General features: G+C 72.6%; 14 protein-coding genes and 3 tRNA genes. 10 read left to right on the top strand and 7 right to left on the bottom strand.

The annotated features are described in order from the left end of the window. Positions 1-21 precede the first annotated feature (21 nt). The 4 genes from G7063_RS13340 (at position 22) to G7063_RS13325 (ending at position 2,762) form a co-directional block, all read left to right on the top strand. Positions 22-95, top strand: a tRNA-Asp gene (locus tag G7063_RS13340). A gap of 43 nt (positions 96-138) precedes the next feature. Continuing rightward, a tRNA-Phe gene (locus G7063_RS13335) sits at positions 139-211 on the top strand. A gap of 140 nt (positions 212-351) precedes the next feature. Further along, positions 352-1,788, top strand: coding sequence for an MFS transporter (locus G7063_RS13330; protein WP_166414825.1), 1,437 nt, complete (start codon positions 352-354; stop codon positions 1,786-1,788). Positions 1,789-1,793: 5 nt separating this feature from the next. Next, complete coding sequence (locus tag G7063_RS13325; RefSeq protein ID WP_166414824.1) at positions 1,794-2,762, top strand: alpha/beta hydrolase; 969 nt, start codon at positions 1,794-1,796, stop codon at positions 2,760-2,762. Positions 2,763-2,774: 12 nt separating this feature from the next. Here the strand turns inward: G7063_RS13325 and G7063_RS13320 are convergent, their stop codons facing one another. The 4 genes from G7063_RS13320 to G7063_RS13305 form a co-directional block, all read right to left on the bottom strand. Continuing rightward, positions 2,775-3,623, bottom strand: coding sequence for a glycerophosphodiester phosphodiesterase family protein (locus G7063_RS13320; RefSeq protein WP_166414823.1), 849 nt, complete (start codon positions 3,621-3,623; stop codon positions 2,775-2,777). A 121-nt stretch (positions 3,624-3,744) separates the two neighbouring features. After that, positions 3,745-4,059 carry a hypothetical protein gene (locus G7063_RS13315; RefSeq protein ID WP_166414822.1) on the bottom strand — a complete coding sequence of 105 codons (315 nt, stop codon included), beginning with the start codon at positions 4,057-4,059 and terminating at the stop codon, positions 3,745-3,747. Between the two features lie 99 nt (positions 4,060-4,158). Further along, positions 4,159-4,521: an excalibur calcium-binding domain-containing protein gene (locus tag G7063_RS13310; protein ID WP_166414821.1), complete on the bottom strand. Its 363-nt coding sequence runs from the start codon at positions 4,519-4,521 to the stop codon at positions 4,159-4,161. Positions 4,522-4,589: 68 nt separating this feature from the next. Then, positions 4,590-4,665: transfer RNA gene (locus G7063_RS13305), tRNA-Lys, on the bottom strand. Positions 4,666-4,731: 66 nt separating this feature from the next. Here G7063_RS13305 and G7063_RS13300 point away from each other — a divergent pair. From G7063_RS13300 to G7063_RS13285, 4 genes are read left to right on the top strand one after another with little or no spacing between them, the layout of a single operon-like run. Continuing rightward, positions 4,732-5,247 (top strand): DUF5680 domain-containing protein, encoded by a 516-nt coding sequence (locus G7063_RS13300; RefSeq protein WP_166414820.1) that lies wholly within the window; start codon positions 4,732-4,734, stop codon positions 5,245-5,247. A gap of 57 nt (positions 5,248-5,304) precedes the next feature. Next, on the top strand, positions 5,305-6,309 hold the full coding sequence (locus G7063_RS13295; RefSeq protein WP_166414819.1) for a DUF1266 domain-containing protein: 1,005 nt from the start codon (positions 5,305-5,307) through the stop codon (positions 6,307-6,309). Continuing rightward, positions 6,306-6,737 (top strand): DUF2809 domain-containing protein, encoded by a 432-nt coding sequence (locus G7063_RS13290; RefSeq protein ID WP_166414818.1) that lies wholly within the window; start codon positions 6,306-6,308, stop codon positions 6,735-6,737. The genes G7063_RS13295 and G7063_RS13290 overlap by 4 nt, the downstream gene beginning before the upstream one ends. A 12-nt stretch (positions 6,738-6,749) precedes the next feature. Beyond that, positions 6,750-7,298 (top strand): HEAT repeat domain-containing protein, encoded by a 549-nt coding sequence (locus G7063_RS13285; RefSeq protein WP_166414817.1) that lies wholly within the window; start codon positions 6,750-6,752, stop codon positions 7,296-7,298. 86 nt (positions 7,299-7,384) lie between these two features. On the opposite strand, the gene G7063_RS13280 is transcribed toward G7063_RS13285, so the two are convergent. Continuing rightward, the gene (locus tag G7063_RS13280; RefSeq protein WP_370520716.1) at positions 7,385-8,140 is read right to left on the bottom strand and encodes a M50 family metallopeptidase; all 756 of its coding nucleotides are present in this window, start codon (positions 8,138-8,140) and stop codon (positions 7,385-7,387) included. 333 nt (positions 8,141-8,473) lie between these two features. On the opposite strand from G7063_RS13280, the gene G7063_RS13275 reads away from it, so the two are divergent. Beyond that, positions 8,474-10,093 (top strand): DEAD/DEAH box helicase, encoded by a 1,620-nt coding sequence (locus G7063_RS13275; RefSeq protein ID WP_166414816.1) that lies wholly within the window; start codon positions 8,474-8,476, stop codon positions 10,091-10,093. Positions 10,094-10,539: 446 nt separating this feature from the next. After that, positions 10,540-10,938 (top strand): peptide-methionine (R)-S-oxide reductase MsrB, encoded by a 399-nt coding sequence (gene msrB, locus G7063_RS13270; protein WP_166414815.1) that lies wholly within the window; start codon positions 10,540-10,542, stop codon positions 10,936-10,938. 210 nt (positions 10,939-11,148) lie between these two features. On the opposite strand, the gene G7063_RS13265 is transcribed toward msrB, so the two are convergent. Both G7063_RS13265 and G7063_RS13260 read right to left on the bottom strand, forming a co-directional pair. Then, positions 11,149-12,801, bottom strand: a complete 1,653-nt coding sequence (locus tag G7063_RS13265) for an MFS transporter (protein ID WP_166414814.1) — start codon at positions 12,799-12,801, stop codon at positions 11,149-11,151. Continuing rightward, positions 12,798-13,322: a MarR family winged helix-turn-helix transcriptional regulator gene (locus G7063_RS13260; RefSeq protein WP_166414813.1), complete on the bottom strand. Its 525-nt coding sequence runs from the start codon at positions 13,320-13,322 to the stop codon at positions 12,798-12,800. The genes G7063_RS13265 and G7063_RS13260 overlap by 4 nt, the downstream gene beginning before the upstream one ends. Positions 13,323-13,334: the final 12 nt, after the last annotated feature.

The following is a 13,334-nucleotide window of genomic DNA, read 5'->3' as shown; positions in this document are numbered from 1 at the left end:
GATCAAGGTCTTGCACGTCAAGGCCCCGTAGCGCAGTTGGTTAGCGCGCCGCCCTGTCACGGCGGAGGTCGCGGGTTCAAGTCCCGTCGGGGTCGCTCGATCAGCGCCCGGTCCACAAGACCGGGCGTTGTCGGCTACGGCCACTTAGCTCAGTTGGTAGAGCGTTCGACTGAAAATCGAAAGGTCGGCAGTTCGACCCTGCCAGTGGCCACAGCACCGAGAGGCCCCGTCCGCGAGGACGGGGCCTCTCGCGTTCTCGGACCTCCGTCCCGCGCCCCCGGCCATCGGCGCGACACCGTCCGGCCGGGTGAGGTCCACGCGCGCGTAGGACGTTGGGCCTACGATCCGTCCATGACCTACCAGGCCACCGACGTCGACGGCGACGCCCCCACCGCATCCGTCCCCGCGCGCAAGGTCGTCGCCTGGGCCCTGTGGGACTGGGGCTCGGCCGCGTTCAACGCGGTCATCACGACGTTCGTGTTCACCCGCTGGCTGACGTCGGAGTCGTTCGTCGACGCGAGCGTCGTCGACGCCGCGAAGGCGGAGACCGCCGCGCAGATCACGGACGGGCCGGCGCAGCGGGCGCTCGACGCCGTCCTCGCGGACCACTCGTCGTGGCTCGGCTGGGGCCTTGCCGCCGCCGGCGTGCTCATCGCGCTCATCGCGCCCGTGACGGGCGCGCGCTCGGACGACTCGGGGCGTCGCCGCCTGTGGCTGGGCATCCACACGGGCATCACGGTCGCGATCAGCGCCGCGATGTTCTTCGTGACGCCGGACCCGGGCTCGCTCACGCAGAACCTCTTGCTCGGCATCTTCCTGCTCGCCGTCGGCAACGTGTTCTTCGAGCTCGCGTCGGTCAACTACAACGCGACGCTCTCGCAGGTCTCGACGCGGGCGAACGTCGGACGGATCTCCGGCATCGGGTGGGGCGCCGGGTACATCGGCGGCATCGTGCTGCTGCTCATCCTCTTCGTCGGGTTCATCAACCCGGAGGTCGGCTGGTTCGGCGTCACGGGGGAGGACGGCATGGACATCCGCGTCGCCGTGCTCGTCTCTGCCCTGTGGTTCGGTGCGTTCGCGATTCCCGTGCTCGTCGCGGTGCCCGAGGTCAGGGCGTCGCGCACGCGCGCGCACCTCGACATCGTCGGGGCCTACCGCAAGCTCTTCGCGGACGTCGCCGGCCTGTGGCGCGACCGGCGCGACGTGCTGCGCTTCCTCATCGCGTCGGCCGTCTACCGTGACGGGCTCGCGGGCGTCTTCACGTTCGGCGCCGTCATCGCGTCCGTGACCTTCGGCTTCACGGCCTCAGGGGTCATCGTCTTCGCGATCGCCGCGAACGTCGTCTCGGGCATCGCGACGGTCATCGCGGGCTTCATCGAGGACAAGGTCGGGCCCAAGGCGATCATCGTCACCTCGCTCGTCGGCCTCCTCGTCTCGGGGCTCGCCGTGTTCGTCCTCCACGAGGGCGGACAGACGATCTTCTGGATCTTCGGCCTCCTGCTGTGCGTGTTCGTCGGGCCGGCGCAGTCCTCGAGCCGCGCGCTGCTCCTGCGCCGCACGCCGCCCGGCCGCGAGTCGGAGATCTTCGGCCTCTACGCGACGACGGGACGCGCCGCGAGCTTCATGGCGCCCGCCGCCTGGGCCGTGTTCATCTCGCTCACGGGCCAGCAGCACTTCGGCGTGCTCGGGCTCATGCTCGTGCTGCTCGTCGGCCTCGTCCTGCTCCTGCCCGTGCCGGGCGTGGCCGCGGCCGCGGACCGCCGCGTCGACGACGTCACGGCGGCCTGACGCCCGTGCGCTGGCTCCCTGACGTCCTCGGCGAGGGCTACGAGCGCGCGACGTTCGACCTGCCCGGTGATGCGCGGGGTCCCGTCGTCGCGACGCTCGTGAGGTACGTGCCGCGCGGGCCGGACGCGCCGTCGCGGCGGCGCGCGGTGCTGCTCGTCCACGGCTTCAACGACTACGTCTTCCAGACGCACGTCGCGGAGGCCTTCGACGGTGCCGGCTGGGACGTGTTCGGCCTCGACCTGCGTGCCGCTGGCCGGTCCCTGCGGCCGTGGCAGCTGCCGCACTTCGTCACGGACCTGCGGGTGTACTCCGAGGAGCTCACGCGCGCGGCCGCGTGGATCCGTCGGGAGCACGACGTGCTCGCGGTGCACGCGCACTCGACGGGCGGGCTCACGGCCGCGCTGTGGGCGCACTCGATGCGCCGCAAGGTCGTGGTCGACGCGCTCGTGCTCAACTCGCCGTGGTTCGACCTCGATGCGCCGTGGTTCGACCGCACCGTCGGCACGCACATCCTCGACCGGGTCGCGCCGTGGGACCCCGAGCGGATCGTCCACTCCTCGCCGTCGGGCTATGCGCACGACCTGCTGCGCGCCAACGGCGGCGAGTGGGACTTCGACACCGCGTGGAAGAGCCCTGACGGAGTACCCGCGCGGGCCGGCTGGATCCGCGCCGTGCGGCGCGGGCACGCGCGGCTCGGACGAGGGCTCGACGTGCGCGTGCCGGTGCTCGTGGCGGCGTCGACGACGTCGGGGCCGGGCGGCGACCGCGTGCTCGACGTCGAGCAGATCGCGGACCGCGCCCACCTCGTCGGGCGGGACGTCACGCTCGAGCGTTTCGAGGGCGGGGCGCACGACCTCACGCTGTCGCCGTCGCCCGTGCGCGAGGCCTACCTGCGGCACGTCCTCGCGTGGCTCGAGGTGCGCTCGGGCCCGGACGCGGTCGTGCCGCGGGTCACTGCCGTGCGGGACGCGTGACGATCGGCGCTCTCAGCCCTCGAGCTCGGCGCGGAGGTCGCCCGGACGGTTCGTCGTCAGCTCGGTGACGCCCAGCCCGACGAGGAAGCGCGCGTCGTCGGGGTCGTCGACCGTCCACACCCGGACGGTGCGGCCCAGCGCGACCGCCGCACGGATCTCGCCGGGGTGGGCGCGGCACCACGCAACCGACGGGCCGAGACCCCCGATCCGTCCCGCGACGACGTCGGCGCGCGCGTCCGCGACGAGCGCCCGCAGGCGCGCCACCGCAGCCGGGTCCGCGCCGCCGTCCGGTGCGAGCTCCGCGACGAGGTCGGCGTCGTCCACCTCGTCGACGAGGAACATGAGCTGCTCGGGCGGGACCGTCGCCGCGAGGTGGCGCTGGGAGGCGGGCGAGAAGCTCATGAACGTCACGTCGACGTCGGTCGCGCCGACGCGGCCCGTGGCTGCGTCCCAGCCCGACGCCGCGAGCGTCGCGAGCACCGCGTCCTCGAGGCCCTGACCCGCGGGGCTCGGGTGCTTGAGCTCGACGACGAGCGTCACCGGCCGGCCCGCGGCGACCGCGAGGCCGACGAGGTCGGTGAGCGTGAGCAGCTGGTCGTCGTTCCCGTCAGGAGGCGTGCCCTTCCACGACCACACGTCGAGCGCGCGCAGCTCCGCGAGCGTCCGCTCGTGCAGCGGGCCCACGGCGTCGGACGTGCGGTCGAGCGTCGCGTCGTGCCACAGCACCACGGCGCCGTCGGCCGTGAGCTGCACGTCGCACTCGAGCCCGTCCGCGCCCTGCGCGAGCGCCTCGACGTACGCGGCGCGCGTGTGCTCGGGAAAGGCCGCTGAGGCGCCGCGGTGGGCGATGATCCGGGTCACGAGGCCGACGCTACCCGCGACACGCCCAGCCGTGCTCCCACGCCCTGTCCGCGGCCGCGTGCCGTGGCGACGCGGCCGCGCCTCGTCATGGCGGTCGTGCGTGTGCGGGGCGGGCGGCGGCTCAGCCGGCCTGCTCGGCCGCCTTCTCGAGCTCGGCGACCCGCTTCTCGAGGTTCGTGCGCTGCTGCCGCTCCTGGGTGAGCTCCGTCTGAAGGTCGACGATCTCGAGCCGCGCGTCCTTGTCGTCCGCGCCGAGCGACGCACCCACGCCGAAGCCGATGAGACCCGAGGCAAGCGCAACCGCGACGAGGACCGTGAGCGGCTTCCACGAGCGGGCCGTCGCAGGGTCGTCGGGCGCCAGCCTGGAACCCTGCGTCTCGAGCCACTGCCCGTGAGTCGGGCCGATGCTGGTAGTGCGGTCCTGCGAGGTCGTCATGACGTGCCCCTTCGTCAGTAGGTGCCCCGATGATCCCATGTCGCGAGGGAGCGCGTCATCCGCCTGGCTGCGGCCGAGTCAGTGCCCCGTGCCCCGTGCTCAGCGCTCGCAGGCGATGCCGTCCTTGTCACGGTCGAGACTCTTGTTCGCGGCGTAGAGGGACTTCGAGACCTTGGCCTTGTACGTCGAGGTCGCACGGACCTTCTTGCCGCGCACCGTCTTCATGTTGCGGGCCTTGGAGTCGCGGGCGACGCCGCCCTTGTAGGCACGGTTGAGCGCGGCGCAGTTCTTGTAGCGCTTCGCGCCAGCGGCGACGTGCGGCGTCGCGGGGCGAACCTCGGCGACCGACGCGGCTGCTGTCGCGGCCGCGGTCGCCGTGGGGGCTGCGGTCGCCGGTACGGCGAGGAGCGGGGAGACTGCGAGGGCTGCGGCGAGCGCGAGCGCGGCGTGACGACGGATCATGGCACGAACCGTAGCGGCGCAGGATCGCCCGTGTCAGCCCCTTCCGGCGGGTGACGTTCGGCAACGTGTGGTGGGCCCGGTGGGGCTCGAACCCACGACCCGCGGATTAAAAGTCCGATGCTCTGCCAGCTGAGCTACAGGCCCGGGGCGAGTCTAGTGGGCCGAAGACGCCGCCCGCGCCGAATGTCGGTGGCTCGGGGCATCCTGCGCATGACGCCCACGGGGGGCGCGACGCGCCCGCCGTGGGCGCAGGACGGAGCGGACATGGACCTGGCAGAGCTCGAGAAGGTCGTCGTCGCGGCGAAGACGGCGACGTACGTCGGGGGCGGCGTGACGGCGCCGGCGTCGCGCACAGGTTCGCACGACCTCGGGTGGCGTGACGGGCGGTGGTCCTACCTCGACTCCTACGTCGGCGGCACTGACTTCCACGGGCAGGAGGTCGTGTGGCTCGACGACGAGCCCGTCTGGGCCATGAGCTACTACGGGGCGGTGCTCCGCCCCGACCTCGTCGACGGCGAGCGTGCCGGTCTGACGATCAAGGCCGCGCTCAGCGCGATGTACATCGAGGGGCGGTTCCTCGGCGGCTACGAGCACGTCGGCGAGCACGGCACGTACGTCGACGCATCGACGGGCGGCGTCGGGCGGTTCCACGGGCGCGAGGTCATCCTCGTCGACGGTGTCGAGGCGTACGCGCTCGACTACTTCGGCGGGCTCGTCGTGCCGTGACGAGGCCTGACCTGCAAAGGTCTGGCCACCTGCGGTGTCGGCGCTAGGTTGGGACACATGACGGGTGAGGGGATCGAGCGGGCGCTCGGCGCTGCCGCGATCGCCGCGGTGATCGCGCTGGCGGGCGTCGTCGTGCAGCGCCGCCGGACGGCGAAGCAGCCGCAGGCCGAGGCCTGGGCAGCCACGCCGCAGGCCGAGGCGATCGACGTGCCCGCACTCACCTGGTCCGACGAGCAGGGGCACGACCGCACGGGCGTCGAGGCGCACCTCGCCGCGTTCGACGCGCTCCACTCGCTCCACTCCCAGGCGCCCGTCGACTCGCTCCTGCGGCCCGACCGCGAGGCGCGGCAGAAGGTTCTCGCGAACGTCTGGGGCATCGAGGACACGCCCCGGCTGAGGAGCGTCCTCCTCGACATGCTCTGGCGCGGGCAGCGGCAGCAGTTCGAGCGCGAGCGCGAGACCTGGTCGGCCCTCACCCCGAGCGAGGCCCGCGAGGTCGAGCAGCGGATCCGCGAGCGAGCCGACCGGGAGGAGCAGAAGGCCGTCGAGGAGCTCGTGAGGTTTCATCGCGTGCGCGAGCAGGATCCGAGCACGATGGACGTCGACTTCCTCGTGTGGGACCACGTGCGGGTTGTGGGCCTCGTCCGCGACGGTCTCTCGGCCGGGCTGCTCAGCGAGGCCGAGGCGCGGGACACCGCGCTCATCGCCGCGCACGCGCTGCGTGAGGCGTGCTCGAGCTGGGAGGACTTCAGCGAGCAGATGCGCGCGGGCCGTCGCTACTGGGGGAGCCTCGACGGGCGGGTCGGTGAGCGTCTCGACGCGATCACGCGACGTGAGCTCGAGCTCCTGCTCGCCGAGCCGACCTCGCCGTGGATGACGATCCCGTGGCTCGCGCCGCTCCCGGACCCCACCTATCTGCTCATCGACGGTGTCCTTGCGGATGACTCCGACGTCGACCCGGTGGACGACCTGCCGCCGTCGTTCGGACGTTCCCCGTCGTGGCGGGCCCGCATGTCCCGGGTGTTCGCCGAGCGGGTCGTCGCGCTGCGGCACGACCAGTGACACGCCGCCGCCTCGTCCTCCTGCTCGTCGCCGCGCTGCTTGTTCCTGTCGGCCTCGGCGCGCGGACGCTGCCCGGGGCGCCCGGGGACGTCGCAGGCGGGCTGCTCTACGCCGCGCTGCTCGTCGTGCTGTGCGCGTTCGTCGCACCCGCAGCGCGGTCCCTCTCCGTCGGGCTCGTGGCCGCAGCGATCGGCGTGGGTATCGAGCTGCTGCAGCTCACGGGGCTGCCCGCCACGCTCGCGTCGGCCGTCCCCCTCTCGCGGGTCGTGATCGGGTCGACGTTCGTCGTGACCGACCTGCTCGTCGCTGTCCTCGGCGCGGCCGGGGCCGCGGCGGTCGACGCCCTCGTCCGTCGGGCACGCGCGTCACGCGCCGTCGGCGGTGCCCGGGAGCCTGTGCCGTCGCCGTCCGCGCCCCGATCGAACTAGGCTGGCCGTGCCATGGACAAGAAGCTGAACCCCCACCCCGACATCCCCCTCGACCTGCCGACCGGTGAGCGCATCGCTGCGGCCGTCGCCCACTACGGTGCGCAGGCGGTCGAGCAGAAGGCGGCCAAGTTGCTGCGCGGCGAGAACGCCGGCAAGGACTTCCTGCTCTACGCGGGCGGTCGGCACGGGCTCGGCATCCTCGACGGCGCGCCGGCCCTCTACTGGCCCGAGCTCTGGGGCGCCCGCACGCTCCTGTTCGTCTGGGACGACTCGGTGATGCCCGACGTCCTCGCGGGTCTGCAGAACCGGTCGTGGCGCGTGCGCGAGATGTGCCTGCGCGTCGTGCTCGAGCGCGACCTCCCGGCGCTCTCCGACGTCGTCGCGCTGACGAACGACGAGAACCCGCGCGTCCGCGCCGCCGCGCTGCGTGCGCTCGCCGCCCAGGGCTCCGAGGAGCACCACGCGGTCATCGCGCAGCACTTCAGCGACCGCGACAAGACCGTCCGTCCGGTGGCCCAGCAGGCCCGCGACACCCTCACGGCCCGCCTCGCGGCCTCCTGACCCCCGACGGATTGACTGCTTCCGACCATAGGTGGTCGGAAGCAGTCAATCCGTCGCAGAGGAGGAGGAGGGGGTGGGCCGTCGGGTCAGCGGGGGAGCAGCGCCGCCGCCGCGTCCGCGACGCCCGAGAGCGTCGGGCCGACGAGCCACCACGCGCCGAGCGCGAGGCACGCACCCGTGACGAGCACGAACACCGCGACCCACAGGCCGCCGGGCGTCCGTGTGAGCTTGCCGAGCGCATCGGCGTCGGACGACCGCGCCCGACCACCGCGCCGCGACAGCCCGAGCTCGACGACGGCGCGCACAGCGCCGAGCAGCAGCACGAGCGCAACCGCGTGCGCCGCGAACGCGTGGACCTCGGGCGTGCCCCACCACGTGAGCGCGCCGAGCAGGGCGAGCGTCACGAGGATCGTCCACAGCCCGTACCAGTTGCGGATCATGAGCAGCACGAAGATCGCGAGCACGACGAGAGCCCACAGCACCCCGACGTCATAGCCGCGTCCGACGCCGAACGCCGCCGCGAGCCCCACGACCGCCGGACCGGAGTAGCCGGCGGCAGTCATGAGGACCATGCCGGGTCCGCGCGGGCGGCCCTTCGACAGGGCGAGGCCTGAGGTGTCCGAGTGCAGCCGGATGCCCATGATCCTGCGGCCCGTGAGCGCGGCGACGAGCAGGTGGCACGCCTCGTGCACGGTCGTCACGCCGTGCCGCACGACGCCCCACGCGGGACGCCACACGACGAGCAGCAACGCCGTCACGGCGGCAGCGAGCACGAGGGTGGTCTCGGGGGCGGGCGACGCGGTCGTCGCGGCCTCCCAGATGTCACGCAGCACGTCAATCACGCAACCATCCTGCCCTCCCTTCCTGCCAAGCCTGACCGCGAGATAGGGGTCTGCAGCCGAGATAGCGGTCTGCAGACCGCTATCTCGACCCGGGACCGCTATCTCGCGGGTGTCGGGCGCGTCACCCTCGGGACGGGGTGACGGTCGTTGCTCGCAGATGAGAGAATGGGTCACGAGGACCGCGCGTACCGCCGGTCCCGCGTCGTGGAGTCCCGCACGATCCCTGGCCGCGCCCCGCGCGGAGCCGTGATCCTGCCTCGTGCGGCGGACCCCGACCCCGGTCGACACCGAGCGCCTTCGTGCGCCGTGCGCCGGGCCGAACCAGGAAGACACATGACCCAGACCTTCCGGTCGTTCTCCGACCTGCCCCTGCCCGCCCCCGTCGTCGCCGAGCTCGCCCGCGACGGCAAGACGACGCCGTTCCCCATCCAGTCCGCGACGCTCCCCGACACGCTCGCGGGCCGCGACGTCCTCGGCCGCGGCCGCACCGGCTCCGGCAAGACCCTCGCGTTCTCGCTGCCGATCGTCACGCGCCTCGACGCGACGCGGTCCGGGAAGACGAAGCCCGGCCGCCCGCGCGCGCTCGTCCTCGCCCCGACCCGCGAGCTCGCCTCGCAGATCGACGCGACACTCGCGCCGCTCGCGAAGGCGCTCGGCCTCACGACGACCGTGATCTTCGGCGGCGTCGCCCAGTCGCGTCAGGTCACGGCCCTGCAGAAGGGCGTCGACGTCGTCGTCGCCTGCCCCGGCCGCCTCGAGGACCTCCTCGGTCAGCGCCACCTCACGCTCGACGACGTCGAGATCACCGTGCTCGACGAGGCCGACCACATGGCCGACCTCGGCTTCCTGCCGGGCGTCAAGCGCATCATGGACCGCACCCCGTCGGAGGGCCAGCGCATGCTGTTCTCCGCGACGCTGGACAACGGCGTCGACGTGCTCGTCAAGCGCTACCTCCACAAGCCGCTGCACCACTCGGTCGACCCCGAGACGTCGCCCGTCACCGCCATGACGCACCACGTCCTTGCGGTCGCCGACGCCGCCGCGAAGAAGGACCTCGTCCTCGCGCTCGCGTCCGGCGCCGACCGTCGCATCCTCTTCATGCGCACCAAGCACCAGGCCAAGAAGATGGCCAAGACGCTCACGGCCGAGGGCGTTCCCGCCGTCGACCTGCACGGCAACCTCTCGCAGGGTGCGCGCGAGCGGAACCTCGAGGCGTTCACGACGGGCGCCGTCAAGGTGCTCGTCGCGACCGACATCGCCGCGCGCGGCATCCACGTCGACCACGTCGGGCTCGTCGTCCACGTCGACCCGCCGGCCGAGCACAAGGCGTACCTGCACCGCTCGGGCCGCACGGCGCGCGCGGGCGAGGGTGGCGTCGTCGTCACCGTCATGCTCCCCGAGCAGCGCGGCGACGTGCTGGACCTCACCCGCAAGGCCGGCATCAAGGTCACGCCCGTGCGCGTGCGCGCGACGGACCAGCTCGTCGCCGACCTCGTCGGCGAGGTCGCCCCGCGCGTAAAGCCGTCCGAGGCTCCCGCGGCCGCGCAGCCTGCTCCCAAGCAGCCGCGCAAGAAGAAGGCAGCCGACGGCGGCACGGGCCGTGGTCGCGGCGGTGCGGCGGCCGACGGTCGCTCTGCCGGTGGTGCACGTGGCGGCGACGTCGCTCGTGGCGATCAGCAGCGCGGCGCGAAGCCTGGCGCCGGTCGTGGTGACCCGTCGCGCCCCGAGGGTGCGCGTTCGGGTGGGCGTCGTCGTGGTGCCGGTGCTGGTCGTGAGACCGGGGCTGCTCGCACGGGCGGCGCGCAGGGTTCCGGTCGGCAGTCGTCGGGCGCGGGTGCGTCGGGCGCGAGCTCGTCGAGCCGCTCGTCGGGCCAGCAGCGTGGCGCGGCGCCGTCGTCGGCGGGCCGCGGCCTCGTGGAGATGTCGCGCGGCGCCCGCTCGGGCCGCCGCTGATCGTCCAGCCCTGAGACGAAGCCCCTCCGCACCCCGGTGCGGAGGGGCTTCGTCGTCCCCGGCCGCGCTCAGCAGCGCTCGGCTGCGCTCGGCCCGCGCTCGGCTCGCGCTCGGCGCGCTCGGCGCGCGCTCGATAGCGGATCGGAACGGCTAAGCCGTGCCGATCCGCTATCGAAGCCCCTGACTCCGCCGCGGGAGGTGCGTCGAGGGGCTCGATAGCCGATCCGTGCGCGTCCCGGGCGTGGATCGGCTATCGGCACCCAGGGTGCCGCGCGTAGTGAGCGTGGATCGGCTATCGGCACCCGGAGCATCGCGCGTACTGAGCGTCGATCGGCTATCGGCATCCAGGGCACCGCGCGGGGGCGGTGGAGCATCCGGGAGGGCAGGGGACGAGAAGGGGTTGCCGGGCGGGGGATGATGGGTGGAACGACGACGGAGGGGCCGAGATGGCGTACGAGATCGAGAAGACCGACGACGAGTGGACCGTCGAGCTGAGCCCGCAGGAGTTTCACGTCCTGCGCCAGGCCGGCACCGAGCGACCGTGGTCGGGTGCGCTGCTCGACGAGGCCCGCGCCGGCACCTACAGCTGCCGTGCATGCGGCGCCGAGCTCTTCGACGCGGGCACGAAGTTCGACGCCGGCTGCGGCTGGCCGAGCTTCTACGAGGCGAGCCGCTCCGACGCGGTCGAGCTGCTCGACGACGACTCGCTCGGCATGCGTCGCACCGAGGTGCGCTGCGCACGGTGCGGGTCGCACCTCGGGCACGTCTTCCCCGACGCGCCGCAGACGCCGACCGGCAACCGCTTCTGCATGAACTCGGTGTCGCTCGCCTTCGACCCGAGCTGACCCACCCACCCCGAACGACCCGTAGGGCCCCAGCACCGTTCAACGGTGCTGGGGCCCTACGAGTCGTATGGGGTGGGGGACTCGTAGGTCGTGAGCACCATCGAACGGTGCTCACGACCTACGAGTCGTTCCGGCGGGGGAGTGCCGGCGGGTTGGTGTCGGAGGGGCGCTCCGGAGACGGCGCTGCCGGAGGGGCAGTGCCGGCGGGCGCTACCGGACGGAGGCGGTCGACGCGTCAGGCGCGTCGGCGGTGTCGGTGGCGTCGCCGGAGCCGTCCGCCGCTGCCTCGGTGCGGGCTAGCTCCTCGAGGCGCAGCTCGGCATTCGACTTGGTCGCGAGCGGCACCTCCTTGAGGAACAGGACGCAGACGAGCGCGATGAGCGCGATCGGTGCGGCGATGAGGAACACCTCGGCGACGGCGGTGCCGTACGCGGACTCGACGATCGTGGCGATGGGGCCGGGGAGCGTCGAGACGTCGGGCAGCGTGCCGCCGGCGAGGGACGCGGGCGGAGCGATGCCGGCCTCGGTGAGTCCTCCGACGATCTCGGTGGAGACGCGGTGGCCGAGGACGGCGCCGAGCGCGGAGACGCCGATCGCACCACCGAGGGAGCGGAAGAACGCGATCGTCGCGGAGCCCGTCGAGAGCTCGGCGGGGGTGAGCGTGTTCTGCGCGGCGAGCACCATGTTCTGCATGAGCAGGCCCATGCCGACGCCGATGAGCGCCATGTAGAGGCTGATGATCGTGAGGTTCGTCTGGTACGTGATCGTGCCCATGAGACCGATGCCGATGGGCATGACGATCGCGCCGACGACGAGGAACTTCTTGTAGGCGCCGGTGCGGGACACGGCACGGCCGGAGCCGATCGACGCGGTGAGCTGGCCGAGGATGAGCGGCACGGTGAGGAGGCCCGAGACCGTCGGGCTGTAGCCGCGCGCGATCTGCATGTACTGGCTGAGGAAGACGGTCGTGCCGAAGAGGACGACGCCGAGGGCGATCGACGCGACGATGACGAGCGTGACGGTCCGGTTGCCGAAGATCCCGAGGGGGATGATCGGCTCCTCGGCGCGCGACTCCGCCCAGACGGCGACGGCGAGGATCGCGACGGCGCCTCCGACCATGACGGCGGTCTGCCACGAGGCCCAGTCGAACTTCGAGCCCGCGAAGGTCACCCAGAGCAGGAGCAGGGCGATGCCGGCGGAGATGAGGGTCGCGCCGAGGTAGTCGATCGAGACCTTCTCCTTGCGCTCCAGGGGCGGCAGGTGGAGCGTGCGCTGGATGAGCACGATCGCGACGACGGCGAAGGGGACGCCGACGAAGAAGTTCCAGCGCCATCCGGCCGTGTCGGTGAGGAACCCGCCGAGGAGCGGCGCGCCGATCGTGGCGACCGCCATGATCGCGCCCATGTAGCCCATGTACTTGCCGCGCTCCCGGGGGGAGATGATGTCGGCGATGAGCACCATGCCGACGGCGGTGAGGCCGCCGGCGCCGATGCCCTGGAACGCGCGCCACGCGATGAGCGTCGCGGGGTTGTGGGCGAAGCCGGCGAGGGCCGCGGAGATCACGGTGATCGCGAGGGCGATCTGGATGGTGAGCTTGCGGTCGACGAGGTCGGCGACCTTGCCCCAGATCGGCGTCGAGATCGTCGTCGTGAGGAGCGTCGCGGTGACGACCCACGTGAAGGCGGACTGGTTGCCGCCGAGGTCGGCGACGATCTTGGGGAGCGACGAGGAGACGATCGACGTCGCGATGATCGAGACGAACAGGCCCATGAAGATGCCGGAGATGGTCCGGAGGACCTCGCGGTGGGTCATGGTTCCGGGTTCGCCGGCGACGTGCTCGGGTGCGGTGGCGGTGCGTGTCATGCGTGGTCCTTGCTGTGGTGCGGGGTGACGTCGAAGCGAGCGGTGATGGCTTCGGTGAGGTCGGTGAGAGAGGTGGCGAGCGTCGCGAGGCGGTCGGGGTCCCAGCCGTCGAGGGCCTGGGCGAGGAGGCGGCCGACGCTGTGGCGTGCCTCGGTGGCGCGCTGGACGCCTGCGGGAGAGAGGGCGACGGTGCGGGCACGGCGGTCCTCGGGGTCGACGTCGCGGACCGCGAGCCCGGTGTCGACGAGCGCGGTGACCTGGCGCGAGGCGACGGAGACGTCGACCTGGAGCCGCTGCGCGAGCTCGCTCACCTGCATGGCGCCGTGCATGTGGAGCTTGAAGAGGACTCCGAGGGTGGCGCGGGGCAGGTCGAGGTGGTGCGCGAAGGCGCCTCCGATGCAGCGCTGGGCGCGGCCGAAGGCCTCGATGGCGCGCAGGACGGCGCGGACGTCGTCCGTCGTGGCGTCGGGGCCCTCGAGGAACGAGGGGGGTGGTGCTTCGGCAGGTGCCGGGGTGCTCATGGGTGCTCCTTG

It is taken from the genome of Sanguibacter sp. HDW7 (assembly GCF_011300875.1).
Lineage (GTDB): Bacteria > Actinomycetota > Actinomycetes > Actinomycetales > Cellulomonadaceae > Flavimobilis.
The sequence above is the reverse complement of the archived record's forward strand: the minus strand, read 5'-3'. Positions and strand labels throughout refer to the sequence as shown.